Source organism: Methanosphaerula palustris E1-9c, assembly GCF_000021965.1.
Classification (GTDB): Archaea; Halobacteriota; Methanomicrobia; order Methanomicrobiales; family Methanospirillaceae; genus Methanosphaerula; species Methanosphaerula palustris.
In genome coordinates, this window is record NC_011832.1 from 892,578 (window position 1) to 916,688 (window position 24,111).

The 24,111-nt window shown below is 53.7% G+C and carries 18 protein-coding genes and 2 pseudogenes; 6 read left to right on the forward strand and 14 right to left on the reverse strand.

Annotated features, from left to right (window positions below; translation table 11 throughout):
• Positions 1-108 precede the first annotated feature (108 nt).
• Positions 109-612 carry a VOC family protein gene (locus tag MPAL_RS04385; protein ID WP_012617544.1) on the forward strand — a complete coding sequence of 168 codons (504 nt, stop codon included), beginning with the start codon at positions 109-111 and terminating at the stop codon, positions 610-612.
• A gap of 475 nt (positions 613-1,087) precedes the next feature.
• On the opposite strand, the pseudogene MPAL_RS17455 reads toward MPAL_RS04385, so the two are convergent.
• From MPAL_RS17455 to MPAL_RS04410, 7 genes and pseudogenes are all read right to left on the reverse strand, one after another.
• A pseudogene (locus tag MPAL_RS17455) lies at positions 1,088-1,279 on the reverse strand (hypothetical protein); the annotation flags it as partial.
• Positions 1,280-2,154: 875 nt separating this feature from the next.
• Positions 2,155-3,378 carry an EstA family serine hydrolase gene (locus MPAL_RS04390; protein ID WP_012617546.1) on the reverse strand — a complete coding sequence of 408 codons (1,224 nt, stop codon included), beginning with the start codon at positions 3,376-3,378 and terminating at the stop codon, positions 2,155-2,157.
• A 51-nt stretch (positions 3,379-3,429) separates the two neighbouring features.
• Positions 3,430-4,302: a pentapeptide repeat-containing protein gene (locus tag MPAL_RS04395; RefSeq protein ID WP_012617547.1), complete on the reverse strand. Its 873-nt coding sequence runs from the start codon at positions 4,300-4,302 to the stop codon at positions 3,430-3,432.
• A 15-nt stretch (positions 4,303-4,317) separates the two neighbouring features.
• Entirely contained in the window at positions 4,318-4,647 is a 330-nt protein-coding gene (locus tag MPAL_RS04400; protein ID WP_012617548.1) for a PadR family transcriptional regulator, read from the reverse strand.
• A 382-nt stretch (positions 4,648-5,029) separates the two neighbouring features.
• A pseudogene (locus MPAL_RS16810) lies at positions 5,030-5,242 on the reverse strand (IS5/IS1182 family transposase); the annotation flags it as partial.
• Positions 5,243-5,338: 96 nt separating this feature from the next.
• Positions 5,339-5,491, reverse strand: a complete 153-nt coding sequence (locus MPAL_RS17460) for a transposase (protein WP_158303625.1) — start codon at positions 5,489-5,491, stop codon at positions 5,339-5,341.
• 65 nt (positions 5,492-5,556) lie between these two features.
• Positions 5,557-6,204: a TetR/AcrR family transcriptional regulator gene (locus tag MPAL_RS04410; RefSeq protein ID WP_012617550.1), complete on the reverse strand. Its 648-nt coding sequence runs from the start codon at positions 6,202-6,204 to the stop codon at positions 5,557-5,559.
• A 130-nt stretch (positions 6,205-6,334) separates the two neighbouring features.
• Here MPAL_RS04410 and MPAL_RS04415 point away from each other — a divergent pair, with 130 nt between their 5' ends.
• Positions 6,335-7,774: a DHA2 family efflux MFS transporter permease subunit gene (locus MPAL_RS04415; protein ID WP_012617551.1), complete on the forward strand. Its 1,440-nt coding sequence runs from the start codon at positions 6,335-6,337 to the stop codon at positions 7,772-7,774.
• Between the two features lie 176 nt (positions 7,775-7,950).
• On the opposite strand, the gene MPAL_RS04420 is transcribed toward MPAL_RS04415, so the two are convergent.
• Positions 7,951-9,693 (reverse strand): bifunctional metallophosphatase/5'-nucleotidase, encoded by a 1,743-nt coding sequence (locus MPAL_RS04420; protein WP_012617552.1) that lies wholly within the window; start codon positions 9,691-9,693, stop codon positions 7,951-7,953.
• Between the two features lie 1,202 nt (positions 9,694-10,895).
• Here MPAL_RS04420 and MPAL_RS14240 point away from each other — a divergent pair.
• Positions 10,896-14,048: a PAS domain-containing protein gene (locus MPAL_RS14240; protein WP_012617554.1), complete on the forward strand. Its 3,153-nt coding sequence runs from the start codon at positions 10,896-10,898 to the stop codon at positions 14,046-14,048.
• 286 nt (positions 14,049-14,334) lie between these two features.
• On the opposite strand, the gene MPAL_RS04430 is transcribed toward MPAL_RS14240, so the two are convergent.
• On the reverse strand, positions 14,335-14,877 hold the full coding sequence (locus MPAL_RS04430; protein ID WP_012617555.1) for a dihydrofolate reductase family protein: 543 nt from the start codon (positions 14,875-14,877) through the stop codon (positions 14,335-14,337).
• A gap of 115 nt (positions 14,878-14,992) precedes the next feature.
• Between MPAL_RS04430 and MPAL_RS04435 the strand changes: the two genes are divergently transcribed.
• On the forward strand, positions 14,993-15,241 hold the full coding sequence (locus MPAL_RS04435) for an SAM-dependent methyltransferase (protein ID WP_048145176.1): 249 nt from the start codon (positions 14,993-14,995) through the stop codon (positions 15,239-15,241).
• Between the two features lie 78 nt (positions 15,242-15,319).
• Positions 15,320-15,688, forward strand: coding sequence for a VOC family protein (locus MPAL_RS04440; protein WP_012617557.1), 369 nt, complete (start codon positions 15,320-15,322; stop codon positions 15,686-15,688).
• 164 nt (positions 15,689-15,852) lie between these two features.
• On the opposite strand, the gene MPAL_RS04445 is transcribed toward MPAL_RS04440, so the two are convergent.
• Positions 15,853-17,982, reverse strand: a complete 2,130-nt coding sequence (locus MPAL_RS04445) for an alpha/beta hydrolase family protein (protein ID WP_012617558.1) — start codon at positions 17,980-17,982, stop codon at positions 15,853-15,855.
• A gap of 311 nt (positions 17,983-18,293) precedes the next feature.
• A complete protein-coding gene (locus tag MPAL_RS04450; RefSeq protein WP_158303626.1) occupies positions 18,294-19,304 on the reverse strand; it encodes a metallophosphoesterase family protein in 1,011 nt (336 codons plus the stop codon).
• 462 nt (positions 19,305-19,766) lie between these two features.
• Here MPAL_RS04450 and MPAL_RS04460 point away from each other — a divergent pair, with 462 nt between their 5' ends.
• A complete protein-coding gene (locus MPAL_RS04460; RefSeq protein WP_012617560.1) occupies positions 19,767-21,113 on the forward strand; it encodes a serpin family protein in 1,347 nt (448 codons plus the stop codon).
• Between the two features lie 19 nt (positions 21,114-21,132).
• On the opposite strand, the gene MPAL_RS16155 is transcribed toward MPAL_RS04460, so the two are convergent.
• From MPAL_RS16155 to MPAL_RS04470, 3 genes are all read right to left on the reverse strand, one after another.
• The gene (locus MPAL_RS16155; RefSeq protein WP_158303627.1) at positions 21,133-21,300 is read right to left on the reverse strand and encodes a hypothetical protein; all 168 of its coding nucleotides are present in this window, start codon (positions 21,298-21,300) and stop codon (positions 21,133-21,135) included.
• Between the two features lie 116 nt (positions 21,301-21,416).
• Positions 21,417-21,977, reverse strand: a complete 561-nt coding sequence (locus MPAL_RS04465) for an archaellin/type IV pilin N-terminal domain-containing protein (protein ID WP_012617561.1) — start codon at positions 21,975-21,977, stop codon at positions 21,417-21,419.
• Between the two features lie 412 nt (positions 21,978-22,389).
• On the reverse strand, positions 22,390-23,838 hold the full coding sequence (locus MPAL_RS04470; RefSeq protein ID WP_012617562.1) for a hypothetical protein: 1,449 nt from the start codon (positions 23,836-23,838) through the stop codon (positions 22,390-22,392).
• Between the last annotated feature and the right edge of the window lie 273 nt (positions 23,839-24,111).

The window sequence follows — 24,111 nt, forward strand, 5'->3', positions numbered from 1 at the left end:
AATTGAACCAAAATTTCTTTTGACAAGGGTTTATTCCTTATCACCGGCACAAACGATGCGAAGCGATAATACATTTTTTTATGAATCAGAACGAAATGGAACGATTCAATGGCACAAACAGAACAATCAGAGATGGAAAAAAGATATCATACCGTATCCATATGGTTAGCCACAAAAAGCACGGATAAATTAATTATTTTCTTAAAAGCGGCTTTTAACGCCAAAGAGCTTGGCCGGGTATATACTCCAGATGGTTCGATAGGTCATGCTGAAGTACAGATCGGTGATTCAAAAATATTAATGTTTGATTTAAAACCTGGTTGGCCTGCCTTTCGTAGTCTGATTCATTTGTATGTAGATAATGCGGATGAGATGTACGAAAACGCACTTAACGCTGGCGCCAAATCTATGACCCGGTTAACGACTCATTTTTGGGGAGACAGAGGTGGACGGGTAATAGATCCTTTTGGAAACATATGGTGGATAAATTCACATGTAGATGATGTGAGTGCAGAAGAAATGGGAAAGCGTGCAAAACAACCAGAGTTTATAGAGGCCATGGATTATGCACAAAAAAGCTTTACTCCGTTTTTACCGGCTGATTCTTTGTAAATTCAAAATGAAATTACATGGGGATCAATCAGATGGAGAAGAGATAAAAGACTGCTTTTCAGTTTCATATGAAACGTGTAATGTGTAAGGGATAGACTGGATGGGGTGTAGGTACGGGCACTCGCTACCCCGTTAGACTCGCCCTGAGGAGGAGGGCCGCGATCATTATTACGAAAGTTTGTTTAAAATTTCTTCGAAAATGGGGGTCCGGGGGGGCTTACCCCCGCAAGCTGCCTCTCCCTCCGGAGGAGAGAGGGGTCACTCCCGCAATTTCTCCGATTGCTTGAAATTAGCGGACGATTCAGCAGAACAAGGTTTATGATTCACACCGGCTTGTAGTGCCCCCACTTGCCGAGGACTTCTTTGAGTTCCTTTGCCTTCTTCGCCTTCTCTTCGAGCGTAACGCCTTCCTGCCACACCTCGATCGCTGTATGGTCCCCTGGGCACCGGCCCGGGTGCCCTTCGGGGGGCCGTGGATGCCGCCTAATACCAGGAGCACCATCTCGGTGCCGTAGATATCCATCACGTCCGGCACCAGGCCGGGGTGGAGCCTTCCCGAAGAGACCTGGAACGCGGTCTTGATCTTTCCCCAGTTCTGCTCGAGATCCCTGAGGGCCGCAGTACCTGTAACGGTGCGGTGGGAAAACCGCCTAGTATGTCGAGAAATTTACTGCAGAGCGAAAAGCCCGCCCAAAGGACCAGCAAAATGCACGGCGGATTTACAAGGTCTGTTATCTCGAAGCGGCCCGTAAGTACCGGGGCGGGACCCCGCCCCTTCCCAGGATAATCTCCCTGGTATCGATGGGGCGGATCTCCAGCAGTGTGGGCAGGTGTTCGGTCTGCGATCTGGCCCCGGCCGAGTATCCCGATAAGTGGGACCGGTGTCCGTCTCTGCGAAGCCTGCTATTTCAAGGGAGGCAATGCATCAGACGCAGAAGAGACGGGTGGGAGGAAAACCATGACGGTCCCGCCCGCACTGCTATCGCACGAGAGCCCCGAACACTACACTCCTCTGTACATCCTCTATGCGGTGATCGCATTCCTGGATAAAATCGATCTGGACTCGTGTAGCAACAGCCAGGTGATCCCGAACGTGCCGACAGCGAGGCACTCCACTGTTTGGGACACGGCCTCGTGCAGCCATTGGTCGGGAAGCTCTTCATCAATCCGCCATTCAGTCACGACGTCGAGCAATGGTTCTCGTAACTTTACCTGGAGCGGTTGGAGGGCCGGACCATGGAGGCGATTGTCCTCTGGAAGTCTGCGACCGAGACATCAGCATGGAAGACGCTTACCCAGCTCTCGTGCCGGGTGTGCTTCCCTTCGTCGCGGATCCAGTTTGTTGGCCCTTCCGGAAATGGCGGTCCCGGGCCGACGTTTTCGCCGGCGCTGTTCTATGTAGGGGATCGGCCCGGGCGAAGTGCAGGAAGTATTACCAGAACAGGACCGAGAAAGGGAAAAAGAAATGAAATTGAAATCCCGATTCCCGCCATTACTTGCCAGTTCAACCCTAAAAAAAAGGGTCCACTGGGAATTAGTATGTCATGTGCGGTAGCCATCACCAAGGCAGTCGACGACCGCGTCGGCAAGGTTCTGCGCCCGTGGTTCACCAATCCAGTATGACCACAGATTCGTGACGTAGCCAAAGCCGACACCGGCATCGGGGTGACCGAACGACCCGGGCCCGACCCAGGGCATCGGGCGGCAGGCCCGCCAGAACCCGAGCGACATGTTGAAGGAGCGGTCGGCCGGAATATCCAGTCTCGGCGGTAGCCCGTGCATCCGCGTCCTGTTGGTCTGGACGACGGTCATCCTCTTGATCGTCGCCGGATTAAGCAGCCTCACGCCGTCGACCTCGCTCACCGTGGCCGCATACATCCGTGCCAGCGATCGAGCGTCTGTGAACATGTTGCAGCAGGGGAACTCAGCCGCACGCCAGGCACGCGTGGTCGTATAGCCGCTAGTAGGATCCATAGCCCCGCCGAGCACGCCGGCGCGGGCTTGCACGGAGTCCGGGCCCCACACGGCGTTCATCCAGACGATGACCGTGTCCCTATCGAGACCGGTGGTCTCGATCATCCCGGCGGTCATCTCCTCCATAGTGAACGGAGCGGCGTACTCGATCCGTGCCACCCGTCCCTCTTCCTTCTCAGGCAGCCCGATCCAGGCGCTCATCCCGAGCGGGGCAGCAACCTCGTCGGCAAAGAAGCGACCGAGCGACTTGCCGGTGATACGGCGCACGAGCTCCCCGACCAGGAATCCGAAGGTCACGCTGTGGTAGACATGCTCGGTGCCCGGTTGCCACTCCGGCTTCTGCGCCTCTAGTGCCCGGATGACCGGATCCCAGGCGCAGGCTTCCTCGAAGGTCAGCGGCCCATCGATGACCGGCAGACCGGCCTGGTGTGAGAGCAGCCAGCGCACCAGGATCTTCTCCTTCCCGGCAGCGCCAAACTCCGGCCAGTACTTGACCACTGGAGCGTCAAGATCCAGCAAGCCGCGCTGTACCAGCAGGTGGGCGCAGATCGCGGTAGCCCCTTTGGTCGTGGATGCGACGGCGACGATGGTGTCCTTGTCCCACGGCCGGTTCGTCTCGCGATCGGCGAGGCCGCCCCACAGATCGACGACGGGACGACCACCGACGTAGACGCAGCATGCAGCGCCGACCTCGCCGGGTGTCCCTTCGAAGTTCTCACGGAAGGCATCGGAGACTTTCTCCCAGCCTTCCTCGACATGTCCCTGTACTAGTGTTCCGCTTGTCGTTCCCATTATGCTGCACTGTCTTTCAGGTGGATTGTTTGGTTTTGCATATTCCCCTCTTTATATAACAGTAACCTTTGACAAATCGGCCCCCATGCCTTTGAGGGAGTTGTAGGTCAGTTTATCCATCATCGAGCCGTCAAACCTGATGGTCTTGATGGCATTGTAGTATTTCTTGGTCTTGGTCAGGGAAAACGGCGGTGTAAAGGACACATTTTTAAGTGTCGCACCCTTGAACGTAACTTCGTTCAGCATCGCCTCGCCAAACTTGACCCCGATAAAGGTCTGCCCGTCCAAGGACAAGCCCCGCAGGTCGCAATATTTGAAGTCAACGCCGTTAAAAATACAGCTTTCAAAGATCGTTTTTCTCAGGTCGCTCATTGTTATGCTGACGTCAGTCAGCTTTACGTCGATGAATTTGGCTCCGGCCAGCTCCGACATGCTGAAATTGGTTCTCACAAGGATTGATTGATGGAAGCTCGCACCAGCCAGATCAAGAGTGGAAAAGGTGCAGTCTGTGAGATTTGCGCCGTCAAAATTCGCCTCGCCCACATCGCTAGCCTTAAACAAGCTGCCGGTCAGGTCCGCGCCTGAAAAGTCGGAGCCGCGCAAAGCGCTCGCTTCAAATTTTCCTTTATGCGCTGTAACTCCGGCGAAGTCGCTCTTCAGCAAATTGCTCGCGCTGAAGTTGATCAACAGCTGCCGCTCCAGCGAGCGGGAAAGGCCGGCGGCCTCCCGCACCGTTTGCTCAATGTCGCCGATGCTGTCGATAGTCATCTGAAAAGCCGTTTTATCGTCCTTGCCCTCGGCTATGAGCTCACGGAACCGCTCCTGCAAATCAGAGAGCAGGTCGGCCTTTAGTTCATCGATGCTTTTTACCCCATCGTACGGCGCAAAAACGCCATTCAAATAATTTGTCAATTTCTCATTCATAACATCAAATCTCCCTTACAATAATTTATCGAGAACGCGCTTTGCATACTCCCAATTGCCTTTGTTGCTGGCGTACGTGGCCCTCCCTTTTTCGGTAATCCGAAAATACTTACGCCGTCCGCCCTGAGATTCATCGCCCCAATACCACTCGATGTCACCGTCCGCCTCAAGCCGCCGGACGCTGGAATACATCGTGGCTTCCTTCAATTCATACTCGCCGCCCGAGCGCTCGGCAATCAGCTTGACGATTTCGTAGCCATAACGATCCGCTTTGGATAAAAGACGTAAAACCATCGTGTCGGTATGTCCGCGTAGCAGGTCGGATGTGATCTTGTTCTCACTCATATCATCACTTTGGATTGATATCATATGTCATATTACCATGACTGCCAATATACCTTTGCAGTCATATATTATTCTTCGCATTGATATTATATACATATTACCATGACTGTCAGCATAATTTTGCAATTATATCTTATCTTGCAAAAATTGATTCTCCAAAAATCAAACAGGGCAAATATTAGTACACTTGCCCTGTTTGCAAATCTACCCCCAAACCCTTGCTATCTTCGGACCAAGGTGGAGGTGTTGACAAAACCTTATTTACCTTAAAATCAGCACGCAGTTATGTGGGTTTGCAGGTCCAATTTTTGCGAAAAGATCTCTGTTGAAATGCTTCACCTATGATGACGATCACGACTGATTGAATCACCTTTGTGAGGGTATGGAGGATCATTTTGATCCTGCCCGTCGGATTGATGAGTTCGACCACATCGCGATAGTCAGTACCAAGGGCTTCACGGAAGAGAAGGATCGCCATGAACTGGTGTTGAGTATACGTTCTCCTGGAATATTTGCAGGAATAAAGAGGTAAGTGGGAGGATCGTAGTACTGAACAGATGTATCTGATACGTTTGATATTCCGGTTCGTTGACATAATCTCTGCTCCTTGTTGTTGGTTTGAACATTAACTCAAGGAGCAGCGATTCTTATAGATCTTTGCCGTATCGTGGGATCATAGTACCAGAGGGTTTCAACAGAACCGTGTTTTGAATGATCTCTCTTGAAATTGAGGTTTCGTGAGAGTAAAATCCCCGTAGCGAGTTGTGAGGGATCGGGATCGAGAACCGTTTTGATAGAAGTCTCTCACAGCTGTTCGCTCGTAACGATTGGCCCCATCCTTCAATTTTATTGAGCCAGATTTTTATCAAATAAATCTTGAGATTTGTCTGATTGTCTATTTTGCATTGGTCATGCCCTGACAAGTGGCAGAAATATGTCGTCGACGATCTCATCGATCGTTGTATCGGCTATCGGTTCATGGGTGGTGAGGATTTCATATTGCAGCAGAACAGCGGGCAGGGAAATAACCCGAGGACTGATCGTATCCAGTTTGACCTCTCCTCGCGTATCAGCGTTTTTCAAAATCGTCATCATGGCTGTTGTCAACCTGCTTTCGGTTCCCGGATGCATTCTTTGTGGAAATGAAGAGATCATATCTTTATCCAGATATTCGACCATGAGGCCGTGCATGGTTTCAGCACCGATTATTTGCAGGGGCTGTGCTATTCCGTGAAGCAGGATCAATACATCATTACGCAGATCGCCGGTGTCTGGAACATCACCCGTAGGTCTCGGCACATGTTTGCTTATTGCTGCAGCGACCAGTTTGGCCTTATTGGCCCAGCGACGATACAAAACTGCTTTATTTGTTCGTGCCCGTGCAGCAACTCCCTCCATGGTCAGATGGGTATAGCCACCATCAAAGAGTTCATCCCACGCAGCTTGAAGTATTGCAGCTTCGAGAATTTCACCGCGGCGTCGATTACCGGTATGGCGACGCTCATCACCAGTGGACCTGTCTGGTCGGGAGATCTGATCGCTCTTCTGCTCTTCCATAGTACTCTCCTTCTTTCACCGTCGTTAAAATTAGCTATTGCATTTCTTGTTGGCTTACTCTATCATGTCCAAATAAGGAACTAACCGTTTCTTATTTATGGTCTCCAATGGTACTATGATAGGAGTTCACATGATAAAAAAATCCACAGATTTCGTAAGCCCTCAGAGGGAAAAACTCGACCCGAAGATACTCAGGGTATCCGTCATTATGGTGATCGGTGCTCTGGCGCCGTTATTGGATTCGACCATGGTCAATGTGGCCATAAATATCATTGCCGGCGACCTGAATAGCACGATTTCGATCATCCAGTGGGTTATCACGGGATATATTCTGGCGATGGCTTTAGCAGTTCCAGTTTCAGGATGGGCTGTCAATCGTTTCGGCGGAAAGCGGGTGTATATGTTTTCACTCTTCGTATTTTTCGCAGGCTCGGTCCTTTCATCCCTCTCATGGAATATTGACAGCCTGATCGGTTTCAGACTCCTCCAGGGGGTTGGTGCCGGTTTAATGATACCAACGTTGCAAACAGTGCTTGTTCATATAGCCGGTAGCAGAAATTTGGGACGTGTGATGTCGATTGTCAGCATTCCTGCATTGTTGGGGCCGATTCTTGGCCCGGTGCTGGGAGGGGTTATTGTAAACAGTTTAAATTGGCGCTGGATCTTCTATGTCAATATTCCAATCACCATCATCGCTCTCCTGTTGACCTGGCGGGGTGTACCGACTGATGAACCTTCCACCAGTAAACAGTCCCTCGACATCATCGGCATTCTGCTGGTCTCTCCCGGGTTTGCTCTCCTCATCTACGGCATCTCCCAGATCAGTTCTCATGGCGGCTTCACGAGCAGTGCGGTGCTTATTCCGCTGGTGATCGGCCTGCTCCTGATGGTCGCGTTTATTGTCTATGCCCTGCGTACGAAAAATGCGCCGGTGATTGATGTGCGTCTGTTCAAATCGCGTAATTTTTCCGCTTCGACTGCTTTACTTTTCCTGTCCGGCATCATCACGAATGGCGCCATGCTTCTTCTCCCTTTATACTACCAGCAGGTGCGTGGCGAAAGCGTCCTGTTTGCCGGCCTGTTGTTGATTCCACAGGGGGTTGGGATGTTATTGACCAGAAACTGGGTCGGGAGACTGGCCGACCGCATCGGTTCGCGCAGCATCGTCGCGATAAGCCTCGTGGTGACCATGATCGGGACGGTACCATTTGCATGTGCTGGTCCAGAGACAAATCAAATTCTTCTGGCAGTGGCATTGCTGATTCGAGGAGCGGGTCTGGGTGGATTGCTCATTCCGATCATGGCTTCTGCATATCAGGGATTGAGCAGAGATCAGGTCCCTCATGCCAGTAGTGCAACGAGGATATTTCTGACCATCGGGGGAGCATTCGGGTCGGCTGTTCTTGCAATACTCATCGAGCATCAACCTTCCGGTCTTTCGGTCCTCGATATCCACACCGTTGTAAGTGCATACAATGGTGCCTTCTGGTGGTTGATTGGCTTTACCGTAATTGCAATAATTCCTGCACTCTTACTACCACTGCGTAAATTTGAATCCGTGATACAATAGACCTGTCTCCTGTGCACTTCTTGTAGGTGTTCAGTGAATGGCCGTGAGTCAGGTCAATTTCAAAACCCCGGAAATATCCCAAAGATCGGTGCCCTACCGGCACCGCCTCTTTTTTCCCATGCCTGGCAACGACCGTATCGTGCGCTGGAGGATGGGGGATGTTGCCGGCCCGGTCTTCAGTGGATCCGCTGTATCCTCCCATCGATGGTCACGTTCACCGGCTGTGGAGAAGATCCGATATAGGCGGTCAACGCATCGATATCTTTCAGAACGAAGGTGACGTCCTTCCCCTGGGTGAAGGTCGTGTACCCATCACCACCGCTGAGGAGGTAGTCGACCGTCGCAACGGTATAGGTCGCGTTCAGGTCGAGGGGACGATCGTGTACCTTCACCTCCGTCACCCTGTTGCCGGCGGGTCTTGTTGTATCATAGGTGTACACCAGCCCCGAAACCATCAGATTATGCGGAGGGAGTGGCTCCTGCCACTGCTGTTCAAGGACCTGCCGAATCTGGTCGCCGGTGAGGGTCATCGACAGGACTGTGCCGGAGGACGGCTGAACGGCATACAGATCGCCCCAGGAGATATTTCCCTGAGTGATATCAGCCCGTATCGACCCGGCGCTCTCGAATCCGATATCCGCCTCCATGGTGCCCCGGAGTTCATCGGCAATCAGGTCCCCGAGCGCCGATTCGCCGGCAGGGTTCTGGTCCCTGGTGATATTTTGGGCTGCTACACCGATCACCTGTTTCACCATCGGTGCAACGGCCTTCTCATCGGCGGCCAGGAGCGCAGCGGCGGCAGGGTCCGGGCTGGTACCGGGAGCCTGATCTGCATAGGTCGTGATGATCCGGGCGGACTTGTTGGTGATATCCCCGCCAGCCCGATCGATCGTGAGATCGACATCGGCGAAGCCCATGCCGAACATGTACGCCTGCGTGACGAGGACGGGTTTATTGCCCGAGTTGTTCAGGTAGGTGTTGGTGAACTGATGGGTGTGGGCTGAGAGGACCACGTCGACATCGCTGTCGAGCCGGGGAATGATCGTGGCCACCCGCCCGGTCACGGTTCCGTTCCCCCGGGTGGGACCGTCGTAGGGGGTCTGGTTCCCGCCCTCGTGGAGGAGGACGACGATCGCATGAACGCCCTGCTGCTGAATCTCCGGGATGTACCTGTTGATGGAGTCGGCTTCATCCAGGAAGGTCACATCCTTGACGTTGGCTGCTTCCTGAAGCCCGGGGGTGGTGATCGTATCGGCGCCGATGAATGCGATCGGAACCCCGCTGACGTTTCGGATCGTATAGGGCGGGAGGATCGTGGTGTTGTTGGCCTTCCAGACCACGTTCGCCGAGACATAGGTGGACCTCGAGCCCGGGTACGGGTCGACGAGGTGGGTGATGTTCGTCGTTCCGTTCCCGCCGTTGATCTCTCTCATCAGTTCCGGCACCCCTCGATCGAAATCCTGGTTGCCGAGCGTTGCAATCATATTCCCTGAGGAATTCGGGGAGGAGGACAGGGTGGTCGTATTCTGGTCTGCAAAGGAGTTGAAGAAGAGCATCGTCGGTTCGTCGAGGAGGAGCCCGGACTCGGGAGGCGAATTCCCGTAGACATCCCCGGGGATGGCAATGATGGTGCCGTCCGCTTTCTCTGACGTGATCGCTGATTTCAGGTAGGAAGCCAGGACCGGTGCTCCCCCGACTGTGCGGTTATTCATCGTCTGTCCGGGGGGAAGGTGTCCGTGAAAATCGTTGACTGCGAGGATCTTCACATGGACGGTTCCATTGGCCAGGGGTGCTGTCACCGGACCGGCCGGATGCCCGACGAGGAGGATCGGTGTCAGGATGAGGAGTCCGAGGATGCAGAGCCCGATGAGGAACTGCAGGCTGTTGGGGATCGTCTTCTGCCGGGGATCGAGTGTCATAATTATGGGACTTTAGCAGGTGATGGGATAATTGTTGTGTTCTCTTGGAAAATTGGCGAGGTGGAAGAATGGTGGGTCTGATTATATCTGGCGTCTTCAAAGCATCTGATCGGTTCGTGAAGTACCGGACATGAAGCGTTGTACCTCTTATCTGAGATGATCAGGTCAGAATGAGAGAGAACTGAGATGGAATCGTGTCAGAAGTGAAGCGACCAGGGTATTTCGAAACGATGCCAGATATTATGCTCTCCTCATGTGAAGTTCGAGCTTCAACGCTTTCTTTTCCGATCTTTGAGGATACCTATCCCCGGCTCTCCCCCTTTTATGAATAATTCTGGCGTTCTTTTGAATTTCTGACATTTTCACATCTTTCAGACATTAAAATCATTTCCGCAACCATCGCACCTGCTATGACCGAGCATGATCTCATTGAAAATCACGAACATCTGGCGTCAGTAAAAACGTACAGGACCTGTTGCTCTGACTATTGTGAGGAAGGTGACCTCTCAATCTTTGGTATTTGTAAGAGGTGTATTTACAAAATTCTGGCAGTACTGGTATGTACCATGGTCGTCATCTCGTATGTGATGTGGTACCGATTATTCTGATCGTTTTCCTGACACTTCCATGATCTGTGGGGAACGATTATTGAGCCCCCTCCAGTCCAAAAGTTCAGATCCGAATGCGGAGTGAACTGAAAAATGATGTTCTCAGGAGGCACAAAGGGGCTGTCATTCTGCATCCTCGATCTCTTCAAGGGAGCACCCGGTCATTTCTACCGGTAGCGTGCAAAACGTGATGTAACAGTAAAAAAGCCCTGTTTCCAACCTAGGATTCCTTTTATCGTCCTTGTCGCCGGCCTCGTCTTCACGATCTGGTACCCGAAATCTGCACAGAAGAGACATCCCCCAACATCCCCTCTCACTTTCTGCTATCTCCTGTGGTGTCCCCCACTCCCTGCCAGTCCCCAGCTTGCGTTCCGCGAACTCGGTCTGTCGATCGGGCTTGGAGGGATAAGACCGATGTCGGTATGAATTGGAGAGAATCCGGAAGAATCGTACTTATTGAATTCTGAAACCTCAGAAGAACGAGGGAAAAATGTTCGAAAACGATCTGTAGAGTGATGTATTATATCTGATGAAGACAGGAGAACCTTGATAGGAGTCTTACCAACTGTGGACGAATCATATGCAGGTGCAGCGATGACAGGTGCAGAATCAGGACTGGCAGATGATCTCGTCTTCCGACGGGCCACGATTCTCTTTGGTGCCCTTGCTGCTGGAGTCGGCGTTCTGGGGCTCGTGGGGCTTGTGTTCAATATCACATTGTTCAAAAGCGTCTTCCCGGGGTACAAGACGATAGCATTCTCCGCCGCCCTGCTCTGCACCCTGTTCGGGGTGATCCTTGCATTTCATCCGATACGCCGGTTCAGGGGGAAAGCTCGAGTCGTCGTACTGCTCGTCGTCGCAGCGGTCGCCGTCATTGAAGCACTCGAACTTCCTTTCAATATCGCCGGGAGTCATTTCTTCATAGAGGCCGGAATGGTCCGTATCGGAGATCTCCTCACAGGCCAGCCCACATCCGCAGTATCTCCGATAGCTGTCTCCCTGTTCATCCTTTCAGCGATTGGGTTGTTTATTCTGTTCTGGAATCCGGATCCCGCAGAGGGGTGGGTCAGAGATCGCTCTGCCGTCAGCGTCATCGGTCTGATCGTCGGACTGGTGGGCTTCACGTTCCTGCTCAGTTATGTCTACGGGGCCCCATACCTCTACGGGACACTGCTGCTCCCCATCGCAGCACCGGCGGCATTCGCGCTGGTCTGTATCGGGGCCGGCCTCATGGTCGGTGCCGGTCCGGAAGCGTTTCCCCTCCGGTTCTTCGTTGGTCCATCCACCGTTGCCCTCCTGCTTCGCACGTTTCTTCCACTGGCACTGGCCGTCGTACTCTTTGAAAGTTTCCAGAATGTGACCCAGTCCTTCCTCAATAGAACCCATGACGCGCTCGAGGTATCGGCTACCCTCGTCGTGTTCTCCCTGATCACCGGGTATCTGGTCATTCGGGCTGCCAGAGGACTCGGGGGGACTCTGGAGGTCGAGGAGCGGAGACGGAAGGCGGTTGAAGAGGAACTTGCCCGGAATAACATGGATCTCTCCGCCACGAACGAGGAACTCACTGCCACGGAGGAAGAACTGAGGGCAAACCTCGATGAACTCGCCCGGGGAGAGCACGAGTTGCGGAAGAGCGAGGAGAAGTACCGTTCGCTCTTTGAAAACCTCCCGGACGGCTTCGCCTATTGTCGCATGATCTATGACAAGGATGGGCTCCCGGAAGATTTCGTCTATCTCGAAGTCAACCCTGCGTTCAACGAGATCACCGGGGTGGGGATTGTCATGGGAAAGCGGGCGACCGAGGTTTTTCCCGGGATAAAGGAAGCATTCCCTGAACTGTTTGAAACGTATGGCCGGGTCGCCCTGACCCGGAAGCCTGAGGTATTTGACCTGGATTTCAAACCGATTGGAAAATGGCTGCAAATCTCAGTCTATTCTCCATTGGACCTGCACTTTGTTGCGATTTTTGAGGATATCACATCGCGAAGGAAGGCTGAGGAAGCCCTGACGCTCTACAAGATCTTCACTGAAAACGCCAACGATATCATTCTCTTCATCCGCAGGAACGACGGTCGAATCCTTGAGGCGAACAAGGCCGCGATCGTGACCTATGGATATACAAGGGAAGAACTGCTCGGTTTGACTATATTTGAGATCAGGCCTTCTGACAGGGTCGATACCATCACCCGTCAGCTGGACAAGGCCGCACAGGACGGGATCGTATTCACGACGCTCCATCGGAAGAAAGATGGCAGCGGCATCCCGGTCGAAGTCAGTTCGGTCTCGATGATCTTCGAAGGCGAGCAGGTGATCGTATCGATCATCCGCGACATCTCCGAGCGCAGACATGCGGAGGAGGTCCAGGCTCTCCTCGCGTCGATCGTCACCCATTCGGAGGATGCCATCTTCAGCAAGACCCTCTCCGGGATCATCACCAGCTGGAACGCTGGTGCGGAGAAGATATACGGGTACACCTCGGAAGAGGCGATCGGAAAGCCCGTGTCGTTCCTTGCACCTGCGGAATACGCGGACGAAATTGAATTTATCCTGGAGAAGGGCAGGGCCGGGGAACCGGTTGAAAATTATGAGACGACGCGAGTGAGAAAGAATGGTCAGCGATTCGCGGTATCGATAAGTGTTTCCCCGATTCGGAACACAAGTGGTGAACTCATCGGATCATCGACGATCGTCCGGGACATCACCCTGCAGAAACAGGCAGATGAGAAGATAAAATCATCCGAGATACGCTACCGCCGGCTCTTCGAATCGGCAAAGGACGGGATCATGATCCTGAACCGGGATACTGGCGAGATCATCGACGCCAACCCGTTTATTGGGTCCCTGACCGGTTACCCCCAGGAAGAGCTTGTCGGAAAGTATCTCTGGGATATTGGATTCTTTAAGGATCTGGTCTCATCAAAGATTGCCTTTTTGGATCTGCAGACTAGGGAATATATCCGGTTCGAGGATCTCCCGCTTGAGACGAAGGACGGACGGAAGATCGATGTCGAATTCGTTAGCACTGTCTATCCCGTCGACCATACCTCGGTCATCCAGTGCAACATCAGGGATATCACCGAACGAAAAAAGACACAGGACGCCCTCTCGATCGCGAACAAGAAACTGAACATCCTGAACAACATCACCCGGCACGATATCCTCAACCAGCTCACCGCGATCGAGGGATACCTTGAACTCTATCATGATGAATGCCAGGGGGATGCGAAGGCCCAGGGGCATTTCAACCAGCTGATCGGTCTTGCAAAGACCATCGAGAACCAGATCTCGTTCACCAAATATTATCAAGATCTGGGAGTGCAGGCTCCGATCTGGCAGCGGGTGCAGGATGTGGCCTGGAGCGCTGCGCGATCGGGAGGGTCTGGCGATATCCAATTTTTCATTGAAGATATGCCGCTCTGGATATTCGCCGACCCTCTGCTCGAAAAGGTGTTCTACAACCTGTACGACAATTCGCTCCGGCATGGCGAACGTGTTACGGAGATCCGTATCAGTGCACAGTTTTTGGGCGATGACTGCATCATCACCGTGGAGGACAATGGTGTCGGCATTCCGGCAGAGGATAAGGAGCAGATCTTTGACCGGGGTGTGGGAAAACATACCGGTCTTGGCATGTTTTTAGTGCGGGAGATCCTCGCGATCACCGGGGTGACGATCCATGAGACCGGCGAACCGGGCAGCGGTGCTCGATTCGAGATCGTGGTGCCGAAAGGTGCATACCGGTCCTGAGGGGTATCTCCGGGCCGGCAGCGTCTCTTTTATGAAACAGTCCCTCCGGGAAACTATCGAAGAGTTCTGGCTGGAGGATACAAACCGGGAGGCCGCACCCTGGACTGAACACCGGTAGATCACTCCTGTCATGCCTGCGGCCAGCCTCGCTCAGGACCGGGTTTCTGGAGATCTGGCCGCTCATGATGTGAATGATGAAGGCAGACCTGATATACGGCAGGATTATGGTCCGTGGATAAAAAAACCCCGGCAGAATGGCATGGATACCTCAGTGTCTTCCTGATCCTCAGGTCTTCTGATCTTTCGAATTCGGGACGTAGAGCAGTTTCACGATTCCCGTACTATACGGCGAGGCTGTTATGAGATGTAAGGAGACTTCGCTCTGGAGTCCCGTGAATAACGGGATTCCTTCCCCCAGGATCACCGGGACGATGAAGAGTTGAATCTCATCGATCAGTCCTTCGTTGAGAAACCGGGATATTATCTGACCTCCGCCAATAATATAGATGTCTCTCTTCGATTCTCTCCTGATCTTCTGGATGAGTTCGGAGAGCGGACCGTGCCAGAGTTCTGTCCTGTCTCCAACCAGAGGCAGGGTTCTGCTGGTGAGAATGTAGTTCTTCAAGCCGGTGATGAGTCGTTCCGGGTGGGCGAGCGATTGCTCGTACGTTCGGGCTCCCATGACTGCCGTTCCGCTCTTTTTGATAAAATCCTGGTACCCGTAATCCTCGCCACTGACGCTGAACGGATCGAGCCAGGAGACATCGTCATCCTTACGTGCAATGAACCCATCGAGACTTGTTGCGATATAGACGATGACCTTTCCCATATTCTGTCGGATGAGCGGTGCCGGCTATTAATAGTATCTGAAGACCGGCACCTGAGCGCAGAACTGGCTGGTCATACATCTCCACCAGGTGTCTCACTCAGGCACTGTATGACCGATGTTTGGGCCATGGGATCGGGAACCGAGGAGGAGCGTCGCATGGAACCAGAACCTCCCTGGACCACCGCCACCGACCGTCCTCGATGTCGGCTGTGGGACGGATGCCATGGGCCTTCTCTTTGCCGAGATGGGGGTTCGGGTGACCGGGGTCTTCGCCGGACCCCTGGCGGTCATTATGAGAGAGATCCGAGCAGGCTTCCCTATGATCGGGGGTACCGATGGAAGCGCTGGTCATCATCAGGGATGAATCATCGAATCCGACATTTCTTCTGTGCCGGAAAAAGTTTTTATTATTCTGCCACCTTAAGGAGTTTGTGATGGTCTGATGTCAACGATTGTCCATTTTGATGTACCCACAGAGGATGTCGAGCGAGCGAAGACGTTCTATTCCGAACTGTTCGGATGGACGTTCGAATCATACCCGGAGATGGGGTACAACCTCGTCACCACGATGAACCTGGATGGAACACCGGGGGTCGGTGGGGGTATGGGAAAGCGGATGGAGCCATCGCAGCGGATGCTCAATTATTTCGGGGTGCCCTCCATCGACGCCGCGATGCACCAGGTCGCAACACTTGGGGGGAAGGTCCTTACCGAGAAGATGGCGGTCCCCGGGATGGGGTTCCTCGCCACCTGTATGGATACCGAGGGGAACACGTTCGGGCTCTGGGAGGAGAACGCCCAGGCCCGATAAGCGTGTGTATCCGTCTACGGCCGGACCCGCATGCGGGAGGGCGATGATCGACCGGCGAGAGCCTCCCCGATGGGGGATTTCGGTGTCGTTTCATGTATCTTCCGTTTCAGGAAACATGAAAAAGAGCGAGCGGTTCGGGAAAGACGCTCCGGACCTGATCGCTCTTAAAGAATAGAGGAATTATTCCCGGACACCCCGATCGCCGGCAGAGCCCCTATAGATGAACTGTTGTTTCCGGTCCATTGATCCAGCCAGTCAAGGACCGTATCGTGCCATTGGATACTGTTCTGCGGTTTCAATACCCAGTGGTTCTCATCAGGGAAGTAGAGGAGTTTGCTCGGGATGTTCCTCCGCTGAAGGGCCGTAAACACTGCGAATCCTTCTGTCTCCGGTACCCGGTAATCCTTCCCGCTCTGGATCACCAGGGTGGGTGTCTTCCAGGCATCGACATGCTCTGCCGGATTATACCGGGAATATGCCTCAGGTTTCTCCCATGGAGTAGCGTTCTGATTCCATTCCGGAAACCAGAGTTCATCGGTATCGAAATATGAAGACCTGAGATCAAACGGACCGTCATGCGTCACCAGACACCTGAACCGGTCCGGCCAGGCCCCCGCTATCCAGTTGATCATGTAGCCCCCGTACGATGCACCGAGTGCAGCGACCCGATCCCCGTCCATCCAGGGGTAGTGTTCAAGCGTTGCATTCAGACCTTTCTGGAGATCCACCAGCGGTTTTCCACCCCAGTCCTCCTGTATCGAATCGGTGAACGTCTGCCCGTATCCGGTCGACCCGTGGAAATCGATCGCGACCACTGCGTAGCCTCTGCCGGCATAGGTCTGGGGATTCCAGCGGTAACTGAAGTCGTCCGAAAATGAACTCTGGGGACCGCCATGGATCAGAAGGGCAACCGGGTATCGCTTTGTCGGATCGAAGTCCACCGGCTTCACCACGTAGCCATAGACGGTTTCGTTGTTCCAGCCCGAAAAGGAGAACTGCTCATAGTCCCCCATCCGAACCTGTGCCAGCCGGTCCCCGTTGATCTGCGTGATCCGTACCGGCTCTGTTCCATCGGGATCGATCGTATAGAGATCGGCCGGCGAGGTCTGGTTTGCCAGGCTGTAGACCAGGCGGTTTCCGATGGTGCCGACCGAGGAGACCGTCCCGTTCCCGACCAGTGTCCTGACCGCTCCTGTAACGGGATCGATCGCAAACAATGCGCTGTTCCCACGGTCCATGGCGGTCACATAGAGGGTCTTCCCGTCCTGCGACCAGATGATGGAGGAAGGAGAACGGTCCCAGGACGCAGCAACCTCCCGGTCATCCCCGTCGGGCCAGGATCGGAGCATGATATGGTACCGGTCGGCCTCATAGCCCGGATGGGTCATGGCAAGGTACGCGAGTGTGGTGCCGTCCGGTGAGAAGGCCGGCTGGGTAATCCAGGCCCGGTTTGCCGGCGTGAGATTGACCGGCTGACCTGTCCCGGCGACCGAGGCACGATAGAGATTGTGTTCGGTACTCCACATCGCTTCGCTTCCGGTATCTGCCGCCGAGAAGACAATCCCGGTATTGTCTGGCGTGAACGTATACTCCTCCGGCCCACCGAATGGCTCTGAGGGGCTGTCGGCGTTCATCGCCTTCATGAGATCGACCGGTTCTCCGGTGGCGAGGTCCAGAACAAAGAGATGGTTCCGCCGGCCGTCTTCATACGTATCCCAGTGGCGGACCGGGAGTGTCGTATAAATCTTTCCTGATGCATTTTGCTGTTCGATCGCTGTCAGGCGTGCGGTCGTCTCTTCCATACTGGTGTTGGGAAATACCCCCATGGAGAAGGCCAGGTCCTTCCCGTCAGACGAGATCTTCAGGTTCGAACAATCCAGCGAAAAGTTCGTGACCTGCACGGCATCTCCTCCGGAAGGGGAGACCTTCCACACCTGTGAACTGCCCGACCTCGTCGAGAGATAATACACGGTCGAACTGTCGGGAGACCAGCAGGGGTTCGCGTCATCTCCCGGTTGGAAGGTCAGCTGATGAAGACCGGTTCCGTCGGGCCTGACGATCCAGAGGTTGGTCAGTCCTTTGTTATCGGCCAGATCGGTGCTGCGCAGAGGAAAAACGATCCAGGTTCCGTCCGGTGACGGGGAGGGTGCGCCGATCCGCTGAAGCGTTACCAGGTCGTTTACGGTGAATGGGTGTGTTGCCTCAGCGGCGAGAACCGGGACGGTGGTCCCGAAGAGGACGCCGGCTGTCACAAGACAGAGCAGCGCAGCTCGTTCGATCCTTCTGATCTTCATTTATGATACTCACAAATAGGGAATTTATGTTTTGTGTGACGAGAGCGGTCGCGTGCTCCTCCTGTATGACGAGCGATTTCTCCCACAGGAGCATCCCGGTGCTGTCGAGTTCCACCATCCAAGGCCGCAGCCCCAACGAATCTGTGGATTGTGGGCGATAGGGGGGCGGTCTCTGGGGAGAGAATGTGTTTGAAGATCGAGATCCTGTCCTCAAATCAGTTTTTAGTGATCTTCGAAGAGTGAGTGTGAGGAGAGCCGGTCTCCTGTGGTCGGGGGAGTCGACCCCCACAGGTCAGGAGATTCCGGTCCTTTCACCGGGCATGGAGGGTGAAGGTATCTCCAATATCCCATGAATGTGTCAGTGGATTGAACACTTTCTGCACTCCGTCGAATGTCCCGCTGTCTTCATGGACGGTTACGAGGAGGTAGCCGATCTTCTGATCATTTATAGCGACTGCATTGAGGGGATATTCTATCGTCAGTCCCGACTCGACGAGCGCAGGATCGAAATTCACCATATGTGCCCCGCCATTCCCGCAGACGATCTGCTGGACGCCCTGCGATACGCCTCTGGCATAGGTATGGATGTGCCCGCAGAAATACGCAGAACTGTTGTTGTTCACCAGGCTCTTCCAGAGCGCATCGCGCTGTGCCGGATGGACCGAGAGGCTGAACGGGTTCTCGTCTGACTTCACGTCGGACTCGTTGTCCAGAAGGTAGGCAGGGGAATGACCGAAGACGAACATGAATGGCCGGGTGTCCTGCGTGAGCTGTCCGTCGACCCAGGTCTGGTTGACCGTCTCCTTGATGCCATCATGTGCATAATAATCGTCGGTGACGATGAATTTTGCACCTTTATGCGTGAATGAATAGGTCAGTTTCTCCTCTCCCGGCGGTCCGTTTGTCGGCATATCAGATGCCACGGTGGAGAGATAGGTGTCGAGGAGGGGAGTAACGGTCTGGTTCGGACCGTCCTCGTGATTGCCCCGAAGGACATAGAGCGGGATTCCGGTGCCGGTCGTATAATTATAGATCGGAGAGACTGCTTCCATCCAGTTCTCGAACTGACCAGAATAGTTGCCCATCATCGGGGATACATTGGTCAACTCCCAGCCGTTGATGAGATCGCCATTATACATGACCAGGTCCGGCTTCTCTGCGGCAACTGCCCTGGCAATCGGGCTGAGGTTCGGGCTGACGCCGGTTGTCGTGTTTGCCGCGGGATCAGGGGAATCCCCAAATACTGCAAATGTCCAGTTCCCGGAACCGGAGGAGGTCGTGGATGTCGTTGTATTCTGGACCGGGACCGAAGATGGACCCATGCATCCGCAGATGCCTACAGCAAGTATCAGAACCAGGAAGAGTGTCAATCGATAAAATCGCATGGAGGTAGATTCAAATATGGATATAAAAATGCTGTGATATTTTTATAAAAAGATCAGGCTCTGGTATCCGCGGAGGGGGAGCAGTACATTCGATTCGACTTCGACAGAACAGTGATGTGAGCGATGAACGGTTTTTCAAAAACCTCCAGCAGGTGAGGCCGGCGCCGGCTCTTCATGATCCTTCTCCGTGGACCTCTCTCCTCTGACACGGTCGCCGGCAGAACCTCTTTGTTCACTGCATGGCAACTATCCGTCTGTGCTGAAGGACGGAGGTGATGCAGGTGAGTTGTACGAGGAGTCAGCCCCGGGCATGCAGGATCGTAATCGACATTCATTTCGTACCTTCAGAGATCTGCATCCATCGCCAGGTATATTTCCCCCTTCGATACACTGGTGACTATGAATCAAAAACTGGCCGGCATAGGGATTCTGGTCTCCCTTGTCATCGCCTCTCTCCTGATCTCGGGCTGTACCGACCCTGCACAAAAACCTGCCGTGAACGCTTCACCGACCAATTCCCCGCAGGAAACACGTGTCACAACGACGGTTCCCGTAACAACAGAATCCGGGAATGCACAGCCGGTGGAGTCCGTGGCAGCGGCAAACAACCAGTTTGCGTCAGACCTGTACACAGCCCTTGCCAAAAACCCTGACAACGCCGGGCATAACCTGTTCTACTCCCCGTTCTCCCTTTCTTCCGCTCTTGCCATCACTGGAGAAGGGGCGAAGGGAAGAACCCGGGACGAGATCTTCTCGGTGTTCCACCTCCCAAAGAATGATACGGTCCGTCAGTCGGGCTTTGCCAGAATTAACGAGGAGTTCAATGCCGCAGATGCCGGGTATACCTTCCGGACGGTCAATGCACTCTGGGCGGAGAAGAGTTATCCCTTCCTCCCGGCATTTATCGATATTGCCCGGAAGTATTATTCCGCTGAGGTGACAAACCTCGATTTCAAGACTACTCCGGAGGAATCCCGCGCAACGATCAATCAGTGGGTCGAAGAGAAGACCGAGAAGAAGATCCGCGATCTTCTACCTTCCGGCAGTATCGATGCTCTGACACGGCTGGTCATCACCAACGCCGTCTACTTCAAGGGGACGTGGGCCCGGCCGTTCGATGCAGCCCGGACGAAAGAGGCGGATTTCCGGACCGGAACCGGAACATCCGTAAAGGTCCAGATGATGGAGAACACCGGTTCTCAAGCGAGATACCGGTATGCCGAGACCGCTGGCGTCCAGTATATCGAGCTGCCCTACATCAATAATTCCTCAAAAGCCCTGTCGATGATCGTGATCCTCCCGAAGGGTGATGATCTGAACCCTGCTGAGGCCGTTCTGAATGACGATAACCTGTCGGCCCTCCAGGACTCTGCGAATTTCCAGCGTGTGGATCTCTATCTCCCGAAGTTCCGGATGGAGACCGAATACCGTCTGCCCCAGACCCTGAGTGCCATGGGGATGCCCACGGCATTTACCGAGGGGGCAGCGGATTTTTCCGGTATGGACGGGACGACGAACCTTTCCATCAGCGATGTCATCCACAAGGCGTTCATCGATGTGAACGAGAACGGGACCGAGGCTGCTGCTGCGACTGCGGTTGTCGTTGATCTTGCAATGGCTTCTTCAGGTACGAGTCAGCCGGTACCGGAGTTCCGGGCCGATCATCCGTTTGTTTTCCTGATTCAGGATAAGGAAACCGGAACCATTCTCTTTATCGGTCGGGTTGTAAACCCGGCCGGCTCCTGATTTTTTTACCAGGTTCCGATCACTCTTCAAAAAAGTCCGGGAACCGAACGTTCCGGGTTCTATTCAGGACCGGCTGGTGACAATCACCTTCCCGCCCATCGGCCCGTGGTTGCACCTCCTCACGAGACCTGGCCAGCTCCTGGCTTGCCCTCTGTTTCTTCCCCTGTGGCTCTCGTTCCTCTGCCACGGCCGGCCGGCAACGTCTCTTTTTTTATCGCATGGCAACGACTGGATCTGCAGTGGCGGACGGTAATCATGCCGGCGAGTCGTGCGAGGGGTCGGCCGGGTTAGGGTGTGTCCCTGTCACGAGAGATCGATCTTTCTGTCTGTCGTGGCCGGGATCACCCGTGTTATGGTGAACCCTACAGCCCCGGTCGGGTTCACTTCAAGCGTGAACTTCTTGCCCGGGGTGAGCGGTGTTGATGGTCTGATCTCGATCGTGACCAGGTCGTTGACACCGAGATGACCGGTCTGCCCGTTAGTATCGCCGATCCGCTCGTGGATCGTCCACTGGCCTGAAGCAGGATCTGATAGATCCGTTCCTTTATGAAGGGTCTCGATTGTCGAATCGGTTGAGATAATGAAGGTGGTCTTGTTCAGATCGACGGATCCGTAGGGAACCCCGTTCTTCAGCATGATCGTCAGCATGGTCACCGGGCCGCCGGGGGAATCGGCGCTGCCATAGACATCTCCAGAGATCTGGAGGGTGCTCCCTGTCTGGTCGACCCCTGCATGCACGACCTCCTGCACCTTCTGCGTGGCGTAGAACCCTGCACTCAGTACCATATACGAGAACACCGCCGAGACGACGACAAATGCTATAAGCACAATCGCTGCTTCAAGGCCGGTGAATGCATCATCCATCTCTGTCATCTCTGATCTTGAACCCTTCTCGCAAAGAGGGTTTTGTCGTTTTATTGAAAGAATTATTGTTTGAGTATAAGAGCACGTTGCGTTTCACACGTGCTTTCACTATGTCGCTGTTGTAATTACAATTCTGTAGTATTTATGCCCGATTATAGGGGATGAAAATGTTCTGTTGTCGCAATCTCCTCTGTGAAGATATTTTAGCGCTAATCGCCCCTGCGACCACCCAACCCCCCTTACCCCCAGCGTCAAACCCGCTTTAGGGGTGCCTCTGAAAAAACCCCGGGTTAAACCCCTCGTCGCTCCTTGCCAGGAAACGTTGACGTACCTGCATTGGTGATGCACCTGGTAAAAAAAGAACAATCGGCCGCCTTTCGTGTTCAGGCGGGAATGCCGGCTGGAGAGCCGGTTAGAATTTCGGAGCATCGGCCGGGAGCTTCGAAGAGTCAATTCCTTCGCGCAGTGCATTGTCCACCGTCAGATTGCCCATGGTATCGATCTTCACTGTCCAGATCGTGTCATAGTCGTTGGACGGCCAGGTTAAATTCGGGGCCAGGGCAGTGCCGCCATAACTGTCGACAAGGTATTTTATCAGAGAAGGGAAGTGCTCATGCTCCCATGCCACCAGGATCGTCTGGTTGGATAGGTTGATTCCGGTACTGTTCGTAAAGAAGAAGTTACTCGCGTTTTCCGCCGCTGTTTCTGATGTTGCATTTATGCCCAAAAGAAAACTCGCAGCAAGATTGACGGACAGATTGTTGGCGATAGCATAGGGAAATACCGTTAATGAGGGCCTGGCATAGGAACAATTGAGAATTGGGAAGGATTGAGCGGGGTCGATGGAATAAACCATCGTGGGACTCCTCTGGCCACGCAGGGCATTGGGGAGAAAACTGGGAAGCGCCAGCGCCCGCCACTGTCCGGCGCCCACGTAGTTGCCGTCTTCAAAACTGCTCGACGGATGCGCTTCTGCATGCCTGATCAGGTAAACCGTCTCGTTGGTGTTGATCTTCGCCGGAATGGTGGCACCGTCAACCCCCGCCGTCCGGTTATAGCTGAAAGGGGTCTGGAGTGTAGATGAAGCACGTGCGACCGGCGAGGGGAGTTCTGGATACGTCGCAGACGGGTTCAGTCTGCTGTCGAGCGTGGCCAGGCTGGCTTTTCCGGCCGGTGTAACGGAGAGGACATAGACAAAATTCGATCCCTTGTATGACGTGGGAAGCGTCAGATTGTACCCCTTGGCTGTATTGATTCTCGTCAGCAGGTCGCTGATGGTCTCCCAGGGAGCCGAGAAGACATAGGACCCCGGCTTCTCTGCGTCTATGATACCGGTCAGCAGGGCAGCATTGTTTCCGTGGGTGTCGTTGAAAGCCAGTCCCTGGGCGGCGGGCACGAACGGACTCGGCTCGGCGACTCCAGTGGGCACATCCCCCGGTGCATACCCTGCATAGAGCGGGTAACTGTTGCCGGTCGTATTCTGTATCGTTACCTGATTGAGGAGGGCGAACTGCTGAATGAACCCGATCGCTGCCATATCAGGGGAATTGTTCACGGTCTGGAGATGGGTCATCGGTTCAAGGGCGTAGATGGCGGTTACGTTACCTGTTCCCACACGTTGCTTCAGGTACGAACCCATGAGGAGCGAGCGCTGGAAACCCTGATTGTTCAGGTTTGCCGTATCCGGGTTTATGTCTCCCAGCGGGTCGTTGGCCAGGTCCGGGGTTATCACGAAGATCATGTTGACGTTTTTTTCACTCATCTGGAGTGTAGAACCGGAAAAGAAACCGATTCCCCAGCCTGTGAGCACCATCAAGCCAAGAATCAGAACAATAATGCCAGCAAGGTAATTCTTCTTCATTTTAACCATTCTCCTTCAGTATTGTTCTGATACCGCCTATTGACCCCGGGTATTTGAACATTTATATCCTGCGTGCTGAGGATGATACATTTACTCTTATTTATCATCTATTATCCTTCAGCATTTCAAGGAAATTATGAGAGAGATCTGACCCTATCAGGATGCACGTATCCGGCTCCTCGAAAAAATAAATTATGTGAAATCCGGACAGATGAAGAATAGCGGCGAACCATTTGGAAAAATTCTGGATGTCGTTGTTTATCAAACAGAAAT